Consider the following 22,783-nt stretch of genomic DNA (forward strand, 5'->3'; position numbering starts at 1 on the left):
CACGTGCTGTAGTTGATGCTGTTCCACTGGGTTCCACTGATCGCGCCCAGCGTGCGGGAGGTGCCGCCGCTCAGGTTGTCGAACCGGACCGCGATCGTCTCGCTCGCGGCGCGCCGGCCGAGGTGGTTCTGCAGCTGGAGTTGCCCGGTGGGGCCGATCGTGACGGTCTGCTGCCAGCTGCAGCACGAGCTTCCGTTGATCGTCGCGTACACGCGGTAGGTGCCGGGATCCATGTCCTGGAAGGTGATGCGCACCTCCGCGCAGCCGCCGCCGCCGCTGTCGCACGACCGGCTCGGGCCCTTCCCGAGGCGGCCCGACGGCTGCGGCGGGGGCGGGTCGGAGACCGTGATGCGGGCCGTCGCGGCGGAGCTCTGCTTGCCGCCGCCGTTCTCCGCGATCACGTCGACCGTGTGCGAGCCCGCGCCGATGCCGCCCCAGGACTTCGCGGTGCCGCCCACGGTCTCCCAGGCGCCGCCGTCGATGCGCACGCGGTAGCTGATGCCGCCGCCGCCGTTCTGGGCGGGGGCGTTCCAGTCGGCGCGGACCGTCGTCGGCGCGTCGCCGCCCTTCGAGAGCGTCAGGTTCTGGGGCGGCGTGGGCGTCCCCCACGGGGTGACCGCGGCCGAGGCCGGGGAGGCGCCGCCGGTGCCCATCGCGTTCACGGCCTGCACCGTGAACGTGTAGCCGGACCCGTTGCGGAGGCCCCCGATCGTCTGGGCCTTCCCGGCCGCGGCGGCGCCGAACGACTGGGAACCGGTGCTCCCGCCGGTCCAGGTGACGACGTATCCGGTGATCGGCGAGTTGTTGTTCGCGGGGGCGGCCCAGCTCACGGTCGCGGACGCGTCGCCCGCCGAGGCGGTCGGACGGCCCGGCGCGTCCGGCGCGTCGCGCACGACGACGGTCGCGCGGCCCTGCACCTGGCGTGCGGGGTCCTTCGTGCCGTCCTCGATGCGGTAGATGATGCTCAGCGTCCCGGTGAAGGCCGACCCGGTGCGGACCGTGATCCCCTGCGCCGTGAACGAGACCGACGCGTTCGCGCCGACGCTCGCCTGGTCGATCGAGGCGCCGATGACGCGCAGCGGCACGCCGTCCTGCGCGAACGGGTTGAAGTCGTTCGCGAGCACGTCGATCGCGCGCGACTGGCCGCGGGTCATCTCGATCTCGCCCGTCGACGGGTCGTCGACCGCCCGGGCCTTCGACCGGGTGGACGAGACGACCTTGACGTCGACGTAGCCGGGGACGGTGAATTCGTTGAACGTGAGGTCGAAGGTGAGCCTGGTGGAGGTTCCCGGCTGGACCCCGAGCGGCGCCGAGACCTGCAGGGTCGCGCCGTCCACGATGGTCGCGCGGATGTCGGCCGTCTCGCCCGCGAGGTTGCCGTAGGCGACCTTCTCGATGTTGTCGGGGTTCGGCTGGTCGGTCGACGAGCGCAGGTCGATCTCGAGCGGGGCCTCGCCCGCCTCGATCGTCTCGGCGCGCGGCGTGAACGCGGGCGGCACGTCGTCGTACTCGGGGTCGCCGACCGTGATCGGCAGCGTGAGCACGGCCTTCCGGCCGACCGGGTCGTCGGCGCTCGTGCCGTCGGTCACCTCGAACGTGAGGGTCGCGGGCCCGCGGTAGTCGGTCTCGGGCTGGTAGCGGAGCTCGGTCGGGCTGACGAACGGGTCGGAGCGGGCCGACGAGGCCGCCGCCGAGAGGATGGTGGCGGGCTGGCCGGACGGGACCTCGACGAGGTCGTCGACGTTCCACTCCTTGCTGCCGTTCATCGGCACGATGATCTCGTCGAGGTCCTTCAGGTGCGGCGCCGGGAACTTGGCGCGCTCCTCCGCCTCGAGCTCCTCCTTGGTCTTCGGCCGCTGGGTCTGCGCGACGGGCTCGTCGTCGGCGCCCGGGATGGGCGGCACGATCACGAACGCCATCGCCGAGAGGTCGTCGAGCTCGTTCGTGAGCCGGAAGGCGACCGCGTAGCGCCGCGCGCCCGGCTCGACCGTGATGGTCCCGTCGCGCGCCACGACCGCGCGACCCGCGTTCGGGCCCTCGACGCTCACCCCGAGGTCCTCGACGAGCCCGCCGGGATTGGTGGCGTCGTCGAGCGCGTCGACGGTCACGGGCTTGCCCGCCACGACCTGCTCGGGCTCGATGACCTGGTCCTCGGCGGTCGGCGGGTCGATCACCGCGTCCTCGCTCACCGCGACCTGCAGGAAGGCGGAGTCGACGCCGCCGTGCCCGTTCGAGATCTCGTAGCGGATCGTGTACGCGCCCTCCTGCTCGGGCGCGGTGACCACGACGCGACGCAGGTCCCGGATCTCGGCCTCGATGCCCTCGTCGACCTCCGGGAGGTCGGCGACGTGGAGTGCGTAGCCGCTCGGGTCGGTGTCGTTGAGCAGCACCTCGGCGCCGACCGTGCGGCCCGGCTTCATCTCGATGACGTCGTCGACGGCGGTCGGCGGCAGCTGCACGGGCGGCCGCGGGACCACCCCGATGCGGATCGTGCCGGTCGCCGTCGTGCCGAGCGCGTCCTCGACCTCGTACGTGAACGTGTCGGTGCCGCTGGCGCCGTCGAACGCCTCGTACGTGAACGACGTGCTCGTGCGGTCCACGATCCGGCCCAGGCTCGGCGCCGCGCCCATCTGGCGGATGACGACCGAGTCGCCGTCCGGGTCGATCCCGTCGAGCGGCACGTCGATCTTCACGGCCGAACCGGCGAAGGTCCGCGACGTCAGCGGCGTCGGCACGGGCGGGCGGTTCTCGGCGTCCCGCCCGACGACGGTGACGGTGAGGGTCGCCCGCGCCGTCTGCTCGGCCTCGTCGGCGATCGTGTAGACGATCGTGCGGACGCCGGCGGCCTCGGGCGCCTGGAACCGGAGGCGGTCGCCGTCGACGAAGGCGAGGCCGTCGGATGCCCCGGTCTGGTCGAGCTCGGGCAGCAGGCCGAACTCGGCGGCGTCGGGGTGGTAGTCGTTCGCGAGCACGGGCACCGACACGATGTCGCCCGCGCGCACGACCGCGGCGTCGTCGACGGCGACGGGCGGCTGGTGCTTCACGAGGGGCGGCACGGGCACGACGGTGACCGTCGCGGTCGCCGTGTTCAGGCCGTCGGAGACCGTGTACTCGAACTGAAGCTGTCGGTCGATCGCCTCGGACGCGCTCACGCGCACGACCGTGTTGGTGATGAGCTCGACCGAGACCAGGCCGTCGGTCGCGCGGTCGTCGACCGACTGCACCGCGAGCACGCGGCCCGACGGCGAGACGTCGTTCGCGAGCACCGGGACCGTGACCGGTTCGCCCGCCCGCAGGTACGCGGTGTCCTTCACCGCGATCGGCGGCGGCGCGTCCGCGGGCGGTTCGACGACCTGCACGCGCACGAGCCCGCGGCTCACGTTCGCCCCGGCGCCGAGGTCGTAGAGGAAGATGTACTCGCCCGGCTCGATGGCCGAGAAGGTGAGCGCGCCGCGCTCGGCGTTCACGGTGAGGGAGGCGCCCGCGGGCGGCTCCGGCACGCCGAGGAGCTGCAGCGGCGCCCCCGAGGGCGTGAGGTCGTTCGCGAGCGGCTCGATGACGATCGGCTCGCCGGGGAACGCGCGCGCGTAGTCGGGCGTGCCGATCGGGTCGAGCGAACCGGTCGGCTTCACGTCGACCGTGAACGAGCCCGATGCGGTCGTGGTGCCGTCGGAGACCGTGTACGCGACCTCTTTCGTGCCGAGCTCGGCCGAGCGGTGCTCGAACGTGATGAACCCGTCGGGGCTCGTGCGCACGACGTCGCCGCTGCGCGGCGACGCGTCCACGAGGAAGAGATCGTCGCCGTCGGGATCCCGCCAGTCGGCGAGCAGGTTGTACGAGACCTGCTGTCCCTGCTCGACGCTGACGGCGCCGTTGCGCAGCGACGCGGGCGCCGCGTTCTCCGAGGCGGGCACGATGCGCAGGTTCACGGATGCCTCCGCGACGCCGCCCCGACCGTCGTCGACGGCGTAGCGGAAGGACGTCGTGCCGACCGCGCCGTCCGCGGGCGTGAACTGGAGGGCGCGCCCGCCGTCGATGAGGTCCAGGACGCCCGCGGACTCGGAGACGCCGCTCACCGTCGCGATCGTCAGCACGTCGCCGTCGGGATCCGTGTCGTTGGCGAGCACCTCGACGATCGTGGAACGGTCGGGCCGGACGCCCACGTCGTCGTCGCGCGCGGTCGGCGGGCGGTTCTGGTCGGTGCGCTCGGCGAGCGTGTCCTCGAACGTCTGCTGGGCGCTCTTCTCGTCTCCCTCGAGCTCGTCGGTCTCCTCGGGCGGCGTGACCTCCTCCCAGTTGTCGACGAGGCGGAGGTCGGAGTCGACCAGCCAGGCGTCGCCGTTCGCGAGGTTGTTCAGCACCACGACGTCGCGGTTCACGCGGAACTCCAGTCGCCCGCCCGCCGTGGACTGCTCGAGGTCGACCCCGTGGGGCTCGCGGCCGTCGCAGGCCGCGAGGTAGCGACCGGCGTCGGCCCACGCGGCGTGCGCGCACCCGCCGACCCGCACGGGAGCCGCGACGCCCTCGGCCGATCGCGCCGCCGTGCCCTCGCTCGGGATCTCCACGACCTCGCCGCCGCCGAGCGGCACGTCGAGCAGGGCGTCGGCGGTCGCGACGAGCGCCGAATCGTGCTCGGGGCCCGACTGCTGGAGCCGAAGCCCGTGCGCGGGGAGGTCGATGACCCGGTCGCCCGCGATGAGGCGATCGCCCTCGGTGTCGAGCACGACCGCGCGCTCGCCGATCGCGGCGAGCTGGTGCGCTTCGAGGCGGCCGACGTCGGCGGTCGAGCTCGGCCGGTCGTCCCCGCGCCGGAACTCGAGCAGCTCGCCTGCATCGGGGTCGGTCGCGAAGATCGTGCCCTGCTCGCTCACCGCGACGCGGGCGCCGTCGCCCAGGTCCGCGAGCGGCTCGGTCCCGCGCCAGTCGAACGCGAGCTCGCCGCCCGCGGGCACGGCCCAGAGCTCGCCCTTCGGGGAGAGCACGGCGAACGTCTCGCCGCCGTAGGCGACCGTCGACGCGGGCGGCACGTCGACGCGCTGGACGAGCGTCGTGAACGACGGGTCGATGCGCTCGATGCTGCCGCCGGCCGGGTTGTAGAGGAAGGCGTCCTCGCCGTGCTGGAAGACGTCGACCTCGGTCGAGGTGGTCGCGACCGAGGCATCCAGTTCCTCGATCTGGCGGTTGAGTCGCCCGGCGAGCAGCTCCTCCGCGTTGGTGACCCAGACCTCGCGGACGCGCAGGTCGGGATCGGTCACGGGGAAGCCCTGGTGGAGCACGGCGATGGTCACGGGGATCGCCGCGAGGAGGGCGATCGCGGTGGCCGAGGCGATGGTGCGGCGCGACCGGATCCGATCGGTGAAGGCCCCCATGAGTCTCCCGGTCAGCGTCGGTTCGTGGTGCACCAGCGGTGCGGTGCCCGACGGCGGCGGGCCGAGGTCGAACCTAACACGGTGGCGGAGGCGCTCGAAACGGGGAGCGGTCCCCATGTCGCAATCAGTCGGATGCCCCGCCCCCGGCCGCCTGCTCGAGCAGCGGGAGATCCTCGGGCCCGACCAGTCGCGTGGCGACGGCGTACTCGACGAGTCGCGCCCGGCGGTTCGTCGCGAGCTTGCCGCGACCGCCGCGCACCCCGTGCACGCCGATCTTGTCGAGCTTCTCGCAGACGTTGTCGAGCTTGCGGTTGAACGTCGTCATGCTCCAGCCGAGGCGTTCGGCCGCCTCGGCCGACGAGGGCACGGTCCCGCGTCCGGCCGCGGGGTCGGCGAGCACGCGTTCGGCGAGCGCGAGGACCAGCAGTCGCTGGCTCGGCGTGAGCGCGACGGGCATCATCGTCGTGCCGCTCGTCGTCGTCTGCGCCGTGAGCGAGGTGGAGTAGACGTCGTCCTCGGCGTGCACCGTGAGGTCGTACGTCGTGGCCCCGGCGCTGAACAGGACGTGCATCGTCCGGAAGACGATCGGCAGCCGGGCGCCCGGCGCGAGCCAGGCCTGCACGCTGCCCGTGGCATCCGACACCGTGGCCGACAGGAGCTGCCCGACGTTCGCGATCCACCACAGGCCGTGCTCGGCGACGATCGTCAGGAACACGCGGTGCAGGTAGGGGTTGTCGTCGACGACGAGGTCCGCCTCGCGCCCGATGCGGAACGGCGTCGACGGGTCGACGTCGAACCACTCGCCGCAGAACTCGACCCGGAGCGGGTTCACGGCGTGCAACCCCGGGTCGGCTCCGAGAGCTTGCTGCCGCGCTGCACGCTCACGTCGATGCAGACCGACTGGCCGGCTGCGAGGCCGTCCACGACGATCTGCGGACCGTCCGAGACCTGGACGCCGCCGACGCCGTCCGCGCGCTCCCACCGGTAGCGGTCGCCCGTCTCGGGGTCCGCGTGCGACACGGCGAAGGTCGCGCTCGCGCCGTCCGCGGCGGGGACGCCGGGCTCGACGACGGGCGCGGGCACGGTCGCCTCGACGACGGCGTCCTCGACGGCCTCCGACGCGGCGGGCGGATCCGCGGGATCCGCGACCTGCGCCGTGAGCGAGAACGCGACGCCGATCGCGACCGCGGCGGCGACCACGACGCCCGCGATGATCCCGATCACGAGTCCCGTCCGCGAGCGGCGCGCCGGCACCTCGGGCGGTGCGGTCTTCGTGCGGATCACGGTCTCCTCGACCGCGGCGGCGAGCGTGGACGACGACGGGGTCGAGGGCGCGAACCCGCCCTGCCGCGGCGGCACGCCGGGCGCGCGGACCACCGTGCGGTCGTCGACCCGCGCATCCGGCTGCGGATCGATCACCGACGGCGCCCGCATGCGCGTCGCCTCGTCGCCGTCCGGCTGCGCGACGACCTGCTGGACCGAGCGGGCCCGGGTCTCCTCGGCCTCGCCCGCGGCGGCGTCCCCGCCCGGCGCTCCGGCCGGTCGACGCGGTGCCTCGGGTTCGGCCGCGACGCTCGGCACCTCGATCGAGGTGGGCGCGTACCCGAGCTCGAGCTCGATCCGCTGCAGCGCCCGGGCGAACTCGACCGCGCTCTGCTGGCGGTCCTCGCGACGGACCGACATGCCGCGCCGCAGGGCGTCCTCGAGGCTGCGGGGCACATCGGAGCGGCCGATCGGCGTGATCGCGCCGCGCTCGATGCGGCCCATCAGGTCGAGCGTGCCGTTGGATCGGCCGGGGATCTCGAACGGCGAGCGACCCGCGAGCAGGCTGTGCACGGTCGCGGCGAGCGCGAACACGTCGCTGCGCGTGTCGGGCCGCAGCTCGTCGTCGAACAGCTCTGGGGGCGACCACGGCACGCTGAGCCCGACCGCGGTCTGCCCGGTGCCCGTGCCGTCGAGGCCGCCGCGCGTGATCGTCATGGTGTGCACCGGCACCTCGCCCTCGAGCGTCGACGAGATGCCGAAGTCGGTGAGTGCGGGCCATCCGTAGTCGTTGGTGAGCACGTTCGCGGGCTTGATGTCGCGGTGCAGGATGCCCGCCGCGTGGGCGGTGGCGACCGCGCTCGCGAGTCGCACCCCGGTGCGCAGCGCCTCCTCGACGCCGAACGGCGCGCGCTTCAGGCGCGCCGCGAGGCTCGGCCCCGAGCAGTACTCCATGACGAAGTACGGGCGGCCGTCGGCGGCGACGTCGGCGTGGAAGATCGTCACGATGTACGGATGCGCCGACAGCTGCGCCATCAGGTTCGCCTCGGCGACGAACTGGGCGCGCGTGTCGCGTGCGAGGTCGTCGGCGTGCAGCACCTTGACCGCGACCTTGCGGCGCGGGAGGCGCTGCTCGTAGAGGAAGACGTCGGAGAAGCCGCCCGAGCCGAGCGGCTCGACGAAACGGTAGCCGGGCAGCTCGGGCGCGTCCGCGGCGACGGGCGGCGTCACGCCTCGACCACCGCGATGACGCAGCCGCCGCCGAGGTCGACGACGGTGCCGGCGAGCACGGGCGTCGGCTCGCCGCCGCGCAGCTTCACGGGCGGGCGGCCGGGCTGGACGACCTGGGTGCCGTTGCGCGAGTGCAGGTCGGTGACCACGACGGTGCCGCCCTCGAGCCCGATGCGCACGTGGCTGCGCGAGATGTCGGGGTCGCCGACGCCGATCGTGACCAGGCGCGGCAGCCGGGTTCCGGAGGTGCGGCCGACGCTCGGCGATCTGCCGAGCACGACGTCGCCCGCGAGCGCCTCCTCGGTGCCGTCCGGCAGGCGCAGCCGGACGCCCTGCGACGACGGGGCCGGATTCGATGCCGACGCCGGCTGCGACTTCGGCTGCGGCGGCCGCGCCGCGGCCGCCGCCTCGCGTCGGAGTCGCTGGAGGTCCTCCACGACGATCGTGCGGCCGTCGTGATCGCCCGCGAGCCCGACGCCGGCCGGCGTCGGCGCGGTGCTCCGGGCCGCTCGGTCGACGACGATGGTGCGGTCCTCGACCGCGTCGACGGCGGATGCCTCGCGGGAGACGAGGATCGTGTCGTCGGGGACCACGGTCGCCTCGGGGATCACCGTCGCGTCGGGGATCACGGTCGCCTCGGGGATCGCGGTCGTCTCGGGGATCACGGTCGCCTCGGGCACGACCGTCATCTCGGCGACCGGCGTCGCCTCGGGTACCGGCGCCGCAGCAGGCGCCGGCGTCCCGGGCTCCTCGGCCGGCCCGGCCGTCGGGAGCGCAGCGGGCGCGGCGGCCGACGCGGTCGCCGGCTCGCCCTCCGCGGCCGCGCCCACGAGCACCACCGCCGCCGGCACGACGCCGTCGACGACCGGCCAGCCGCGGTCATCCGCAGCGCGCGCCGCGAACGGCGCCAGGACCTCGACCGCGTCGATGCCGGGGAACGACCGCTCGACCCACGTCGAGACCTCCGCGCCGGTGACGGCTTCCCCCGCGACCCGCACGCGGAACCCGCCCCGCACGACGACGCGCATGCCGCGTGCGTCGGGCACCGCGAGCGCGAACGGCGCGAGGTCGGCCAGGCCCGTGCGCGTGAGCCGAGCGAGCACCGCGGCGGTCGGCTCAGCCGCGCCGAGCGCCTCCCACAGGTCGTCGACGGCGGCCGGGTCCGGCGTCGGGAGCATCAGCACCGCTCCGCGGCGCACGACGGCGATCCATCGACGCTGTGCGTCGATCGTGTAGCGGGTCATCCGATGCCTTCGCTCCGGGGTCTCGTGTCCTCTGCCCGGTCCTGTTCGTCGCCGCGGCCGGGTTCGCGGGTCGTCCCGTCGTCGTGGCCGGTCGACCCGGCCGCGGACTCGACGACGACCGCGGTCGCGTTGTCGCGCCCGCCGGCCTGCACGGCCATGCGGACCAGTTCGCCCGCGACGCCGTCGGCGTCGTTCGCGTGGGCGGCGAGCACCTGCTCGATCGCGGCGACGTCGATCTCCTTCGTGAGTCCGTCGCTGCAGATCAGGAAGGTCTGCCGCCCGGACGCGGGAAGCAGCCAGACGTCGGGGTCGACGAAGTCCTCGGCGCCGATCGCGCGCGTGATCACGTTGCGGTCGGGATGCGTCTCGGCGTCGGCGGCGCGGATCACGCCCGCGTCGACGAGTTCCTGGACCGCCGAGTGGTCGACGCTCACCTGCTCGAGCCGACGGCCGTCCCAGTGGTACACGCGCGAATCGCCGACGTTGAACGCCATCCAGTGCAGGACGCCCTCCCCCGAATCCACGAGGGCGACGCCCGTGAGGGTCGTGCCGGCCACGGCCGTGCCCTCCTCGCCGACGGCGCTCAGCGCGCGCACCGCGTCGTTCGCGGAGTGGATCGCGTCGAGCACCTGCTCGGGCGTCGCGGGCAGGCCCGTCGCGAGGTGCCGGCGGAACGTCTCGACGACGGTGCTGCTCGCCGCGTCGCCGCGCGCGTGCCCGCCCATCCCGTCGGCGACGAGGAACACCGGCAGCTCCGCGAGGAACGAGTCCTCGTTCACGCTGCGCACCCGGCCGACGTCGCTCGCGGCGCTGTGCGAGACGGCGATCGATTCGCCGCCGAGCGCGGCGACCTCGTCGCGGTCACTCGACACGTCCCACCTCCACGCCTCCGTCGTCGGCCGATCCGCAGCGGCGCACCGGGCACGGCCTCCACCCTACCGATTCGGAGGGTGGCCGCCGCGCGCGCGGACGCCCGAGGTCACCCCTCGCGGGTCGGCGTGTCCTCGGTGAAGTGCGGGACCTCGTCCATGAGCTTGTGGCCGCGCGTGCGCGCGTCTCGGCCGGCCTTGATGAGGCTCGCGATCGTGGCGACCGTCATCGCGCCGATGATCACGAGCAGCGACATCCAGGTCGAGATCTCGGGCGCCCACTCGATGGGCTCGCCGTCGTTGATGAAGGGGAGCTCGTTCACGTGCATCGCGTGGAACACGAGCTTCACGCCGATGAAGGCGAGGATGAACGCGATGCCGTACTTGAGGTACTCGAGCCGCTCGAGCAGGCCGCCGAGGAGGAAGTACAGCTGGCGGAGTCCCATGAGCGCGAACACGTTCGCGGTGAACACGATGAACGCGGACTGCGTGACGCCGAAGATCGCGGGGATCGAGTCGAGCGCGAACAGCAGGTCGGTCGTGCCGATCGCCACGAACACGATGAGCATCGGCGTGAAGAACTTCGTGCCGTCGATCGTGGTGCGGACCTTCACGCCGTCGTACTCGTCAGTGAGGTTGACGCGCTTGCGGAGCATCCTGACGATGAACGTCTCGGAGTCCTCGTCCTCGTGGTCGCCGCGCACCTGCTGGATCGCGGTCCAGACGAGCCAGGCGCCGAAGAGGTAGAAGATCCAGCTGAAGTTCTCGATGAGCTGGGCGCCGAGCAGGATGAAGATGCCGCGGAGCACGAGCGCGATGATGATGCCCACCATCAGCACCTCCTGCTGCAGCTTCTTCGGCACCGCGAACCTCGCCATGATGATGACGAATACGAAGAGGTTGTCGATCGACAGGCTGTACTCGGTCAGCCACCCGGCGAGGAACTGGCCGGCGAACTCGCTGCCCGCGAAGACGTACATGAGCCCCGCGAAGACGAGCGCGAGGACCACGTAGAACACGACCCAGAGCGTCGACTCCTTGAACGACGGCACGTGCGGGCGCTTCAGCACGAGGAGCAGGTCCCCGATGAGGATCAGGGTCAGGACGATGAGGGATCCGACTTCGAACCAGATGGGGAGCTCGAGCACAGGCGGCCTTTCGGGAGAAATGGGTACGACAGGACCCGAAAGTCTCTCCCTGTCGCGCACTGGTGCGCCGCCACGCCCGGAGCATCGACTTCGACACTCGTACTGACGATCGTGGCCGAGGCTCGCGCCTCGCGGGATACTCCCCTTCGCTTCGGGGAGTCTAGCGGATGCCTCGCGCGAGGTGGCCCGCGCGAGGTGGCTCGCCCGAGGCGGAGAGCGCACGCCGGAAACGACGAACGCCCCCGCGAAATCGCGGGGGCGTTCTGCCGTGTCGCCATGGTGACCCCAGCGGGATTTGAACCCGCGCTACCGCCGTGAGAGGGCGGCGTCCTAGGCCGCTAAACGATGGGGCCGAGTGTTCGGAAGTGCGTTTCTCTTGTTTCATTCCGTTTTGGCAACTCGAAGAGTATGACACAGGTCCGATGCGGTTTCCAAATCGAGGCCGGTGCCCCCGTCGCAGCGATCAGGCGAAGACCGACAGCGCCCCCGGGACGACCTCGATGTCGATGGGCGGCGTGCCGATCCGCTCGCCGTCGGCGTACACGATGACGTCCTCCGATTCGAGCCGGATCCGCGATGCGGGGACGAACTCGACCGCCGGGTGATCGACGTGCGTGCCGCGGAACACCTTCGGGAACACGCGCAGCATGGCGAGCCGGCTGATCGGGTGCACGATGAACACGTCGAGGAGGCCGTCGCCGAGGTCGGCGTGGGGGACGATCCGCATCCCGCCGCCGAGCGACTGCGCGTTGGCGACCGAGACGAGCATCGCGCGCTGCTCGCGTCGCACGCCGTCGATCGTGATGGCGTAGCGGCGGGGGCGGAACGTCGCGAGTTCGCGCAGCAGCGCGAGCGTGTACCGGCTCGGCCCCCTGGGGCGGGTCATCCGGTTGGCGCGCTCGTTGACGATCGCGTCGAACCCGGCCGACAGGACGCACGCGAACCAGGTGAGCGTCTCGCCGCAGCGGACCGTCGCCGCGTCGATCGACCGCGCGGGTCGGCGCAGCGCGTCGACGAGGACCTCGAGGCACGCGGCCGGGTCGTCGTGGGGCAGGCCGAGCGCGCGGGCGACGTCGTTGCCCGTGCCGGCCGCGACGATGCCGAGCGGTACGCCCGTGCCGGCGACCAGGTTGGTGCCGAGCGACACCATGCCGTCGCCGCCCACCACGACCACGCCGTCGGCACCCTGGGCGAACGCCGACTCCGCCTCGCGCCGCAGGAGCTCGAAGTTCGCCTCGCGCAGCATCACGACGTCGTGCCCCTCCCGCAGGAGCCGATCCACGACGAGGGGGCCGACGGCTCGGTTCCGGCCGAAGGAGGCGGAGGGATTGATCGCGACGAGGAGTCGCCTGGGGCGCGGGGCGTTCACCCGAGGATCATCGCAGGACATCCGGTTGCGTGCGGCATCCGACCGGTGTTGGCTCGGATCATGCGCCTCACCAAGCACGAGCACGCGGCCCTGGAGCTCCTCCAGGACGGCGAGCGGCTCTTCATCGATCCCGGCAAGTTCACCACCCCGATCACCGAGGCGACCGGCACGGTCGCGGTGGTCGTCACCCACCTCCACGACGACCACTGGACCCCCGAGCAGCTGCGCCGGGTCCTCGAGCAGAGCCCCGACGTGCGGTTCCTCGGGCCGGCGGGCGTGGTCCGGGCCGCCGCCGAGGCCGGCATCGAGGTCGAGCAGGTCGCGCCCGGCGATGCCGTCGAGATCGGCGCCTACCGGTTGCGCTTCTTCGGCGGCGAGCACGCGCAGATCCACCCGTCGATCCCGGTGATCGACAACGTGGGCGTGCTCGTAAACGAGGCCTTCTACTACGCGGGCGACTCCTTCGCCGAGCCGGATGTCCCGGTCGAGGTGCTCGCGGCACCGGCCGGTGCGCCGTGGATGAAGATCAGCGAGGTCATGGACTACGTGATCCGCGTCGCGCCCCGCCGGGCGTTCCCCACGCACGAGATCCTGCTCTCGCGCGCCGGCAAGGACCTTCTCGAACCTCCGCCTCGCCTGGGCGGTCGAGCAGGGCGGCGGCGAGTACGCCGCCCTCGAACCGGGCGACTCGCTGGAGTTCTGAGCCTCAGCCCGGGCCGCCGCCGCCGCGGCCGCCACCGCCGCCCGGAAGACCCCCGTCCGGGCTCCCGCCTCGACCGCCTCCGCCGCCGTTCCCGCCGTTCCCTCCGCCGGGGCCTCCCCCTCCGCCGGACGGGATGTCGCCGGCCGGCGCGGGCGCCGGGGGGCGGGCGCCTGGACGGCGGGCGGGGCATCCGGCGATCTCGGCGCGACCGGCGCCATGCCGCCCATCGTGAACGCGTCGCCGCCGTACTTGGCGTTCGCGACCGACATGACGATCGGCCACATCCGGTGGCGCGCGGTCGCGGCCGATCCGCTGAAGAAGGACAGGCCGCGCTGGTTCGCCTCGCCGTTCACGCTGACGACCGCGGCGGCCGTGGCGACCTTCGAGCTCGAGCCCACCATCCAGGTGTCCTTCGCGCCGTCCGTGGTGCCGGTCTTGCCGAGGACCGGCACGCGCGGCTGCGCGCCGGAGTAGGACGCGGTCGCCGTGCCGCGCGTCATCACCTGGCTGAGCGCGGTGTGCATGACGGCCGCCACCTCGGGCGACACCGCCTGCGTGCAGGTCGTCGCGGGCGGCGGGATGTCCTTGCCGTCCTTGCCCACGATGCGGTCGATCGCGATCGGCGTGCACGCGAGGCCGTTGTTGGCGATCCCCGCGAAGGCGATCGCCATGCTGAGCGGTGCCACCTCGTTCGTGCCGATGACCGAGGCGGGGCTCTCCACGAGCGGGTTCCCGTCGGCGCGGTGCACGCCGAACGCCTCGGCCGTCTTGCGGATCCCGCACAGGTCGAGCTGCTTGGCCATGCCCACGTACCCGGTGTTGATCGACCCGACCGTCGCCTCGAGCGCGGTGTAGCTCGCGCCGGCCTCGTTCGCGTCGTTGCGCGGGTTCCAGTTGCCCGCCGACCAGTTGCCCTCGCAGCTGTCGCGGAAGATCCCCCAGTTGCTCTTCGGGCGGGAGTCCATGCGCTCCCCCAGCCCGTGGCCCTCCGCGAGCCACTGCGCGAGCGTGAACACCTTGTACGAGGATCCCGGCTGGAAACCGCTCGACCCGCCGTCGACGTAGTCCGTGTTGTAGTTGATGCTCGTGTACTGCGGACCCTGCGCGAGCACGAGCGGATCCTGGCTGTACGTCTTGTTCTGCGCCATGGCGAGCACCCGCCCGGTGCCGACCTGCACGCTCGAGATCACCGCGCCGAGGTCCCAGCCGGGGTAGGTCTGCGGTACGTTCTCGGCGATCGCGCGCTCGGCCGCGAGCTGCAGGTCGAGGTCGAGCGTGGTGTAGACCTCGTAGCCGCCGCGGCGGAAGTTCATCATCCGCTCGTCCTCGTCCGCGCCGAACGCCGGGTCGTTCTGCAGGATGTTCTTCACGTAGTCGCAGAAGTAGGCCGATCCGCCCGCGGTCTGGCACCCGGTGCTCGGCTCGAGGATGACGGGCTGCACGGGCGTCGCGACCGCCTCGTCGTACTGCGCCTGGGTGACCTTCCGCTCCTCGAGCATGTTCCGCAGGATGTAGTCGCGCCGTTCGGTCGTGGCGGCGTACCCGTTCGCGACGCCGTTCGTCGTGCTCTCCGGCAGGTCGAGGCGGAACTTCTGCGGGTTGTTCACCATGGCCATGAGCGCGGCCGCCTGTGCGAGCGTGGTGTTCGCGGCGGTCGTGGAGAAGTAGTAGTTCGCCGCGGCCTCGATGCCGTAGACGGTGCCGCCGAAGCCCGCGATGTTGAGGTAGCCGAGGAGGATCTCGTCCTTGCTGTAGCGCTTCTCGACGCCGATCGCGAGCCGCATCTCCTTGAGCTTGCGCTCGATCGACACCTCGGTGACCTGGTCGTAGCAGGCGTCGACCGCCGCGTCGTCGACGGCCGTGCGCACGCACTCCTGGACGCGGACGTTCTTCACGTACTGCTGGGCGATGGATGACCCGCCCTGCGTCTCCTGCCCGCTCGCGGTGAGCACCGCGGCGCGCACGGTGCCCTGGAGGTCGACGCCGCCGTGCTGGTAGAAGCGGGGATCCTCGCCCGCGACCGCGGCATCCTTCACGTACTGGCTGACCGCGTTCCAGCCGACCGGAACGCGGTTCTGGTCGTAGAACGAGGCCAGCAGCACGCGGTTGCCGGCCGAGTCGGTCGCGTAGATGTCGCTCTTCTCGGAGAGCTCGCCGATCTCGAGGTAGCCGGGCAGGCTGTCGAAGACGTTGATCGTGCTCGAGGCGGTGGCGCCGATCATCGCGAGCCCGGGCGAGGCGCCGGTCACCACGAGCACGGCGACCGCCGCGCTCGCGAGGATCAGGCCCACGAAGCCGCCGATGACGCCGAGCGGCGTCCTCGTCTCGGCGAAATCCCGGTTCCGCTTGTTGACCGATGCCACCCATCCACCCCCGTCGGCGCCGCCAGTGCGTCGTGTCGGACCGGCGAACCGATCCGACACCCCCATGAAACATCCGAGTCGGCCGGTTGTCCAGCGCGACGCGTCGACCGTTGTGAGTCCGGGTCGCGCGCGTGTACGGTGCGTGCATGGCAGAGGGGGAAGACGCGCCGGCCTCCCCCGTGCCTCGCGCGCTCGAGGCATCCGGGCGGTTCCTGGCCGGCGAGTGGCGCAGCGAGCACGCGGTCCACGGCGTCGTGCTCGTGAGCGCGCTGATCGCGATCGGCTGGCAGTTCGACACGGACCTCGAGGTGCTCGGCTTCATCGCCGGGTCGGTGACGGTGCTCTGGCTCACGCACGTCTACGCGGGCGTCGTGTCGAGCAGGCGCACGGCCGAGGGTCGGCGAACCCCGATCGGGCGAGCGATCCTCTCGTCGGCCCGGCACACGTCGGGTCTCCTGATCGCGACGCTGCCGCCCGCGTTCTTCCTGCTGCTGGCCGTGCTGCACGTGCTCGACGAGTACACCGCGTATTACATCGCGCTCGGGATCGGCGTCGTCGAGCTCGCGGTGCTGGGCTGGCTGAACTCGGCGCAGAACCGCAGCCCCTGGTGGCTGCGGATCGTGAGCGCGCTGATCACCGCGGGATTCGGGCTCGCGGTGATCTGGCTCGGCACGCTCGTGCACTGAACCGGGCCGCGGCGCTCGGGAGCGCGCGGCGTGTGGCCCATGGGGCCCGCGGCGCGCAGCCCCGCTCAGGCGTTCGCGCCCCAGAACCCGTCGTGGACGGCGGATGCGCCGTCGAGCGGGACGGGACCGACGACCTCGATCGGCCGGCCGCCGTGCGCGAACACCTCGCGGCACGGCAGGGCGAGAGTCGGCACGCCCTCCTGCTCGGCGACGATCGCCCGGAGCCCCGCCTCGGACAGCGCGAACACGACCCGGCCGATGCCGCTCCAGTAGATCGCGCCCGAGCACATGGCGCACGGCTCGGTGCTCGTGTAGAGCGTCGCCCGGGCGAGCTCGGCGGCGGTGAACGCCGCGGCCGCGGCCCGCACGGCGTTGGTCTCGGCGTGGCCGGTCGGGTCGCGGCGCGTGACGACCGAGTTCAGGCCCTCGGCGATCCGGCCGTCTGCCGCGACCACGACGCAGCCGAAGGGGTGGTCGCCGCGGGCGCGGGCGTGCCGGGCGAGCGCGACGGCCCGGTCGAGGTGGTCGAGGTCGAGGTCGGATGCGGCGGATGCGTCGGATGCAGCGCCGTGCGCGTCGGAGGTCATGCTCCGAGGATAGGGATCCGCGATGAGGTGCTGCACTGGGACCGATGGTGACCGGGAGGGTTGCCGAACGATATATCGCTGAGTATCGTTCGGGTATCGGTCGACGATCACGAGGAGGCCGGCGATGAACGGCTCATTCACGGCAGGGTACGGTTCGAAGCCCGGCGGGCCGGGCGGCTTCCCGATCTGGGAGGCGTTCGACCAGTTCAAGGACCTGTTCGACCAGCGGCTCTCGACACGGATGGCGCGCGGCGACGTGCGTGCGGCCGTGCTCGCGCTGCTCGCCGAGAAGCCCATGCACGGCTACCAGATCATCCAGGAGATCGAGGAGCGCAGCGACGGCGCGTGGAAGCCGAGTCCCGGATCGGTCTACCCGACGCTGCAACTGCTCGCCGACGAGGGACTGATCGCGGCCGAGGAGTCCGGCGGGCGGAAGACCTATTCGCTCACCGAGACTGGTCGCGCCGAGGCCGAGGCCGCCGGCGAGAAGACCGCGCCGTGGGAGACGGGTTCGAAGGACTCCGGCCGCACCCCGGAACTCCCGAAGGCCGGCGTGAAGCTCGCGCAGGCCGTCGGCCAGGTGGCTCGCGGCGGCACGCCCGAGCAGGTCGCCCAGGCCGTCGAGGTGCTCGACGAGGCACGCCGGCGGATCTACTCGATCCTCGCCCAGGACTGACCGCGGACCGCCGGCTCGTCGGCGTGCAGGAGACCCGATGACCGACGCCCGCGCATCGCGCGCCCGCTACCGGCGGATCCTGCGCTTCGCGCTGCGGTACATGGTCCAGGCGTGGTGGTACGAGTTCCTGCTCCCCCGCATCGGCCTGCGATCGCTCGCGGCGCGCGGGCGCGCGGCCCGGCTCGAGACCATCGCGCGCCGGTTCCACGACCTCGCGGTCTCGCTCGGCGGGCTCATGATCAAGGTCGGCCAGTTCATGTCGTCCCGGCTCGACGTGCTCCCACCGGAGATCACGAAGGAGCTCGAGGGCCTGCAGGACGAGGTGCCCCCGGTCGACTTCGCCGCGATCCGGGCGCTCGCCGAGGCGGAACTGGGCGTCACGCTCGAGCGCGCGTACGCATCGTTCGATCCCGTGCCGCTGGCCGCGGCATCCCTCGGCCAGGCGCACCGCGCCCGGCTCGGAGCCGACGACGCGGCCCAGGCCGGCTTCACCGACGTCGTCGTGAAGGTGCAGCGGCCCGGCATCGAGGAGGTCGTCGAGGTCGACCTGGCCGCGCTGCGACGGGTCGCCGGATGGCTCGACCGGGTGCGGATCGTCTCGGAGCACGTCGACCTGCCGGTGCTGATCGAGGAGTTCGCCTCGACGAGTCGCGACGAGATCGACTACCTGCACGAGGCGGCGAACGCCGAGCGATTCGCCGAGTCGTTCGCGGGCGACGCGCGGGTCACGGTTCCGGAGGTCGCGTGGGAGCGCACGACGCGGCGGGTGCTCACCCTCGCGGACGTCACCGCGGTCAAGGTGAACGACGTCGCGGGCCTCCGGGAGGCCGGGATCGACCCGTCGGCCGTGGCCTCCGTGTTCGCGAGCGTCATGTTCGACCAGCTGTTCGCGCACGGCTTCTTCCACGCCGACCCGCACCCGGGGAACATCTTCGTCACGCCGCGGCCCGGCGGTTCCGGCGGCGAGGGCGATCCGGCGTGGACGCTGACGTTCGTCGACTTCGGCATGATGGGCGAGGTTCCCTCGCACCTCCGCGACAGCCTGCGGCGGCTCGTCATCGCGGTCGCGTCCCGGAACGGACGCCAGCTCGTCGAGAGCATCCAGGAGGTCGGCCTGCTCCTGCCGTCGGCCGACACGACGGAGCTCGAGCGCGCGATGACCGCGCTGTTCGCGCGCTTCGGCGGCATGGGGTTCGCCGAGCTCCAGAAGGTCGACCCCCGCGAGTTCCGCGACTTCGCGGTCGAGTTCGGCGACCTCGTCCGGGCGCTGCCGTTCCAACTGCCCGAGAACTTCCTGCTCATCATCCGCGCGGTGTCGCTCACGTCGGGACTCTGCAGTTCGCTCGATCCGGCCTTCAACATCTGGGACGCGGTCGAGCCGTACGCCGCCCGGCTGCTGCGCGACGAGCGCGGCAACGCGGCGCAGGCGATCGCCAAGGAGGCGGTGTCGTTCGCGGGCGTGGTCGCGCGGCTTCCCGGCCGGCTCGACGAGCTCGTCACGCGGTTCGAGTCGGGACGGGTCGCGGTGGATTCCCCGCGACTCGACCTGCGGATCCGCAGCCTCGAGCAGTTGGCGCGCCGGCTGATCTCGGCGGTGCTGTTCGCGGCGCTGTTGATCTCGGGTGCGGTGCTGCGCGACGACCTGCCCGTGCTCGGGACGATCCTCATCGTCGCGTCGGTGCCGGCCGTGCTGCACGCGTTGTTCGCGGGATTCCTCACGCGGCGTTGACACGGTGAGAGAAACCGACACCCCTGTCTGTTTCTTGCTACCCTCGAGCGGTGGAGCGCTCTCACCGGGCGCGCGGACGAGAGAGGGCTCGATGGAGAGCATCACCAAGAACCGGCAGACCCCGGCGACCCTGCGTCGGCTCATCGAACGGGCCTACGGCCCCGACGCGGTGCCGGCCGACGACGGGTTCGCGCACGAGATCACCGAGGGCTGGTTCAACGTCGCGTACCGCATCCGACTGCGCGACGGTCGGCAGGTCGTGCTGAAGGTCGCGCCGCCCGCGGACGTCCGGGTGCTCACGCGCGAGGTGGGGATGATGCGCGCCGAACTCGAGGCGATGCGCCTGGTCGCCGCGCACACCTCGGTGCCGGTGCCGCGCATCGACCACGTCGACCTGACGCACGAGGTCGCCGACGCGGACTGTTCTTCATGGAGTACGTGGATGCCGACAACTTCGGGTTCGCGGCCGCCGACGGGCGCCTCTCCCCCGAGGTGGTCGTCGCCGGCAACCGAGAGCTCGGCGCGCTCAACCGGGAGATCAACACGATCACCGGCCCCCACTTCGGGCCGCTGCTCGGCGAGGGATCGTCGACGTGGCGGGAGGCGTTCACGACGATGATCGAGGACACGCTGGCCGACGGCGAACGGGTCGGCATCGAGCTCGGCTGGGATCCCGACGAGATCCGCGGGATCGTCGCCGCGCACGCCGACGCCCTCGACGAGGTCACCGAGCCGCGCCTCGTCGAGGTGGACCTCTGGGCCAAGAACTCGATGATCCGCGACGGTCGCATCGTCGCGATCCTGGACCACGAGCGAGCGATCTTCGGCGACCCCCTGATGGAGGCGGGGCTCACCGGCCTCGACCTGCCGGGGTTCGACGACCCGACCGACTTCATGGCGGGCTTCGGGATCACCTCGCTGACGGGGCCCGAGCGCACCCGACGGCGCCTGTACTCGCTGTACCTCTCGGTGATCATGGTCGTCGAGACGAAGTACCGGGGCCACACCGACACCGACGTCTACGACTTCGGCCGGACCGCGCTCGACGCCGTGATGGCCGCGCTCGGCCGCGTCCGAGTCGACCGGTGACCAGGGCCGCCACATGCGACCGCTCGGAGGACCTGACGACCAGGCCCGTCGGGCGGCTGATGTGGTGGGCCTGCTCGCAGACGACGCTGTCGGTCGGGGTCTACGGGGTCTACGCGCTGACCAACGCGTGGTTCGTGGCGCGCGGCGTCGGCGAGACGGCGCTCGCGGCGGTGAACCTCGTCGCCCCGCTCCTGCTCCTGCTCGGGGCCGTGGCCACGACCGTCGGCGTCGGCGGGGCATCCTTGGTGTCCCGAAACCTCGGCGCGCGCGATCGCGACGCCGCCGCGCGCGCCGCCGGGAACGCGTTCACCGCGTTCTGGGCGACCGCGGTCGTCGTCACCGTCGCGGGGCTGGTGTTCCTGGATCCGCTGCTGCGGGCGATGGGCGCGACCGCCGAGACGCTGCCGGACGCGCACGCCTACGGCACGGTCATCATCGGCGGCGCGGTCTTCGCGACCGGCTTCTCGGCGATCGTGCGCGCCGAGGGCGGGATGCTGTTCTCCACGCTCCTGTGGGTCGTCCCGGTGCTCGTGCAGATCACGCTCGACCCGATCCTGATCTTCGGGTTCGACCTCGGCGTCGTCGGCGCCGGGCTCGGCACCGTCGGCGGCCAGGCGGTCTCCGCGGCGATGGCGGTCTGGTTCTTCTTCGGCCGGCGGCGGCGGCCCTACCGGATCGGCCTGCGGCACCTCCGGCCCGATCGGGCCACGCTCGGCGCGCTCGCGTCGATCGGCGCGCCGTCGTTCCTGTTCGGCGTCGGCCTGACCGTGCTCGCCGTCGTCGTCAACACGACGCTCGCCGCGGCGGGCGCCGTCGCACTGGCCGCCTACGCCGTGTGCGCGCGCGTGCAGACGTTCGTCAGCGTGCCGCAGAGCGGCATCACGCAGGGCATGCAGCCGATCATCGGCACCAACGCCGGCCGCCGACTCGGGCACCGGGTCGAGCGCGCCGGGGTGCTCGCGTCGCGCGCGACCGTCGCGGTCGGCGCGATCGCGACCGCGCTCGTGCTGGTCGCCGCGGATCCGCTCGTCGCGCTCTTCCTGGCCGATCCGGATGCCGCGGCGATGGCCGCGACCGCGCTGCGCATCATCGCGATCGGCTTCGTGTTCGCGGGCATCCCTCCGCTCGTGTCCGCCTACTTCCAGGCGCTCGGATACCCCGCCCCGTCGTATGCGATCTCGATCGGCACGCTCGTCCTGGTCAGGATCCCGCTCGTGCTCGCACTGGGCGCGTTCGGCCCGGCCGGCGTCTGGATCGCGCTGCCCGTCGGCGAAGCGATCTCCGCGGGCGTCGCGTGGGCGATCCTGCGTCGGCATCGTGCGCGCATCGGCGCGCTGCTCGGAAATCCGTAGGAGGAAACGACGATGCACCCCACCGCAGCGGGCTCCCAGACGTCGCAGACCTCGCCGACCTCGCGGACCGCGGGCCGGCCCGCGCGTTCCTACCCGAAGGGCGAGCGGCGCCGCGCCGCGATCGTCGAGACCGCCTTCGCGGTGTTCGCGTCCGACGGGTACGCGGGCGCCAGCATGGTCCAGATCGCCGCCGCGTGCGGCGTGTCCCGCGCCGGGCTCCTGCACCACTTCCCGACCAAGGAATCGCTGCTCGCCGCCGTCCTCGAGGAGCGCGACCGCGTCAACGGCGAGCTCTTCTTCCAGGGAGTGGAGCCGGGACGCGACGGCATCGCCTACTTCCAGCACCTGATCCGGCTCATCGAGTACAACGCGGGGCAGCGCGAACTCCTCCGGCTGTTCGGGAGCCTGTCGACCGAGGCCGCCGCCCCGGCGCACCCCGCGCACGCGTACTTCGCGAACCGCTACCGCCGAGTCGCTGGCGACCTCGACGCGGCGTTCCGCGACGCCGCCGCACGCGGCCTCGTCCGCGCGGGCGTCGACCTCGACGGCGTCGCGCGCGACCTCATCGCGCTCATCGACGGGCTGCAGATCCAGTGGCTCATCCAACCCGAGCACATCGACATCGCCGCTCGGCTCCGCCGGCGCCTCGGCGAGCTGCTCACGGTCGACCTCTGACGCCGTCTCTCACGCGGATGCCGTGCGGATTCGCACCTCGCGTTCCATGCGCTGCTCGTGACGTTGCCGGCCCTTGATCGCCTCGAGCTCGCGGTTCCTGGGCGGGGCGTTCGTGACGAGGCCGTCGAGCAGCCGCCGGGTGGCGAGCGCGATCTCGTCGATCGCCCGGTCGAACGCCTCGGTGTTCGCCCGGGACGGATGCGTCGAACCGCTGACCTTCCGCACGAACTGGAGCGCTGCCTCGCGCACCTCGTCGTCGGTCGTCGGCGGCTCGAAGTTGTGGAGGACTCGGATGTTCCGGCACATGCGAGGGAGGATAGCCGAGGTCGTGGAGCGCGGCGAGGTGCCGGGGCAGGCCGGCGCCGAGGCATCCTGCCCGAACCGACCGTGTCCCTCTGGCCGCGGCGAGCGCGCAGTGCCAAGCTTTGCGC

General features: G+C 72.4%; 16 protein-coding genes, 1 tRNA gene and 3 pseudogenes. 8 read left to right on the top strand and 12 right to left on the bottom strand.

Annotated elements, in window-relative coordinates; translation table 11 throughout:
* Positions 1-15: 15 nt before the first annotated feature.
* Positions 16-219 carry a 4Fe-4S binding protein gene (locus ACDF64_RS16370; protein WP_394555182.1) on the top strand — a complete coding sequence of 68 codons (204 nt, stop codon included), beginning with the start codon at positions 16-18 and terminating at the stop codon, positions 217-219.
* Between the two features lie 416 nt (positions 220-635).
* On the opposite strand, the pseudogene ACDF64_RS16375 reads toward ACDF64_RS16370, so the two are convergent.
* From ACDF64_RS16375 to ACDF64_RS16410, 8 genes and pseudogenes are all read right to left on the bottom strand, one after another.
* Positions 636-5,486 (bottom strand): annotated as a pseudogene (locus ACDF64_RS16375) (Ig-like domain-containing protein); the annotation flags it as partial.
* A 7-nt stretch (positions 5,487-5,493) separates the two neighbouring features.
* Complete coding sequence (locus ACDF64_RS16380; RefSeq protein ID WP_394552421.1) at positions 5,494-6,201, bottom strand: hypothetical protein; 708 nt, start codon at positions 6,199-6,201, stop codon at positions 5,494-5,496.
* Positions 6,198-7,862, bottom strand: a complete 1,665-nt coding sequence (locus ACDF64_RS16385) for a serine/threonine-protein kinase (protein WP_394552422.1) — start codon at positions 7,860-7,862, stop codon at positions 6,198-6,200. Before ACDF64_RS16385 ends, ACDF64_RS16380 begins: the two co-directional genes overlap by 4 nt.
* The gene (locus tag ACDF64_RS16390; RefSeq protein WP_394552423.1) at positions 7,859-9,106 is read right to left on the bottom strand and encodes an FHA domain-containing protein; all 1,248 of its coding nucleotides are present in this window, start codon (positions 9,104-9,106) and stop codon (positions 7,859-7,861) included. The genes ACDF64_RS16385 and ACDF64_RS16390 overlap by 4 nt, the downstream gene beginning before the upstream one ends.
* On the bottom strand, positions 9,103-9,978 hold the full coding sequence (locus ACDF64_RS16395; protein ID WP_394552424.1) for a PP2C family protein-serine/threonine phosphatase: 876 nt from the start codon (positions 9,976-9,978) through the stop codon (positions 9,103-9,105). The genes ACDF64_RS16390 and ACDF64_RS16395 overlap by 4 nt, the downstream gene beginning before the upstream one ends.
* A 107-nt stretch (positions 9,979-10,085) precedes the next feature.
* Complete coding sequence (locus ACDF64_RS16400; protein ID WP_394552425.1) at positions 10,086-11,123, bottom strand: TerC family protein; 1,038 nt, start codon at positions 11,121-11,123, stop codon at positions 10,086-10,088.
* 277 nt (positions 11,124-11,400) lie between these two features.
* Positions 11,401-11,476 (bottom strand) — tRNA-Glu (locus tag ACDF64_RS16405).
* Between the two features lie 110 nt (positions 11,477-11,586).
* The gene (locus ACDF64_RS16410; protein ID WP_394552426.1) at positions 11,587-12,513 is read right to left on the bottom strand and encodes a diacylglycerol/lipid kinase family protein; all 927 of its coding nucleotides are present in this window, start codon (positions 12,511-12,513) and stop codon (positions 11,587-11,589) included.
* A gap of 39 nt (positions 12,514-12,552) precedes the next feature.
* On the opposite strand from ACDF64_RS16410, the pseudogene ACDF64_RS16415 reads away from it, so the two are divergent.
* Positions 12,553-13,195 (top strand): annotated as a pseudogene (locus tag ACDF64_RS16415) (MBL fold metallo-hydrolase).
* 314 nt (positions 13,196-13,509) lie between these two features.
* Here ACDF64_RS16415 and ACDF64_RS16420 read toward each other — a convergent pair.
* A pseudogene (locus tag ACDF64_RS16420) lies at positions 13,510-15,759 on the bottom strand (transglycosylase domain-containing protein); the annotation flags it as partial.
* On the opposite strand from ACDF64_RS16420, the gene ACDF64_RS16425 reads away from it, so the two are divergent.
* Positions 15,705-16,244, top strand: coding sequence for a hypothetical protein (locus ACDF64_RS16425; protein ID WP_394552427.1), 540 nt, complete (start codon positions 15,705-15,707; stop codon positions 16,242-16,244). The pseudogene ACDF64_RS16420 and the gene ACDF64_RS16425 sit on opposite strands and share 55 nt — an antisense overlap.
* Before the next feature lie 65 nt (positions 16,245-16,309).
* Here ACDF64_RS16425 and ACDF64_RS16430 read toward each other — a convergent pair whose 3' ends face one another.
* The gene (locus ACDF64_RS16430; protein WP_394552428.1) at positions 16,310-16,831 is read right to left on the bottom strand and encodes a nucleoside deaminase; all 522 of its coding nucleotides are present in this window, start codon (positions 16,829-16,831) and stop codon (positions 16,310-16,312) included.
* Between the two features lie 124 nt (positions 16,832-16,955).
* Between ACDF64_RS16430 and ACDF64_RS16435 the strand changes: the two genes are divergently transcribed.
* Together ACDF64_RS16435 and ACDF64_RS16440 are read left to right on the top strand one after the other, a co-directional pair.
* Positions 16,956-17,507 (top strand): PadR family transcriptional regulator, encoded by a 552-nt coding sequence (locus tag ACDF64_RS16435; RefSeq protein ID WP_394552429.1) that lies wholly within the window; start codon positions 16,956-16,958, stop codon positions 17,505-17,507.
* A gap of 37 nt (positions 17,508-17,544) precedes the next feature.
* Positions 17,545-19,236, top strand: coding sequence for an ABC1 kinase family protein (locus ACDF64_RS16440; RefSeq protein WP_394552430.1), 1,692 nt, complete (start codon positions 17,545-17,547; stop codon positions 19,234-19,236).
* 61 nt (positions 19,237-19,297) lie between these two features.
* Here ACDF64_RS16440 and ACDF64_RS16445 read toward each other — a convergent pair whose 3' ends face one another.
* Complete coding sequence (locus ACDF64_RS16445) at positions 19,298-19,639, bottom strand: hypothetical protein (protein ID WP_394552431.1); 342 nt, start codon at positions 19,637-19,639, stop codon at positions 19,298-19,300.
* A 26-nt stretch (positions 19,640-19,665) separates the two neighbouring features.
* Here ACDF64_RS16445 and ACDF64_RS16450 point away from each other — a divergent pair, with 26 nt between their 5' ends.
* The 3 genes from ACDF64_RS16450 to ACDF64_RS16460 are packed head-to-tail and all read left to right on the top strand — an operon-like array spanning position 19,666 to position 22,352.
* On the top strand, positions 19,666-20,325 hold the full coding sequence (locus tag ACDF64_RS16450; protein ID WP_394552432.1) for a phosphotransferase family protein: 660 nt from the start codon (positions 19,666-19,668) through the stop codon (positions 20,323-20,325).
* Entirely contained in the window at positions 20,322-21,677 is a 1,356-nt protein-coding gene (locus ACDF64_RS16455) for an MATE family efflux transporter (protein WP_394552433.1), read from the top strand. Before ACDF64_RS16450 ends, ACDF64_RS16455 begins: the two co-directional genes overlap by 4 nt.
* A 12-nt stretch (positions 21,678-21,689) precedes the next feature.
* On the top strand, positions 21,690-22,352 hold the full coding sequence (locus ACDF64_RS16460) for a TetR/AcrR family transcriptional regulator (RefSeq protein ID WP_394552434.1): 663 nt from the start codon (positions 21,690-21,692) through the stop codon (positions 22,350-22,352).
* Between the two features lie 9 nt (positions 22,353-22,361).
* Here ACDF64_RS16460 and ACDF64_RS16465 read toward each other — a convergent pair whose 3' ends face one another.
* Positions 22,362-22,658, bottom strand: coding sequence for a DUF2277 domain-containing protein (locus ACDF64_RS16465; RefSeq protein ID WP_394552435.1), 297 nt, complete (start codon positions 22,656-22,658; stop codon positions 22,362-22,364).
* Positions 22,659-22,783: the final 125 nt, after the last annotated feature.

This window comes from Agromyces sp. MMS24-JH15, from assembly GCF_043518605.1.
In the GTDB taxonomy this organism is placed as follows: Bacteria; Actinomycetota; Actinomycetes; order Actinomycetales; family Microbacteriaceae; genus Agromyces.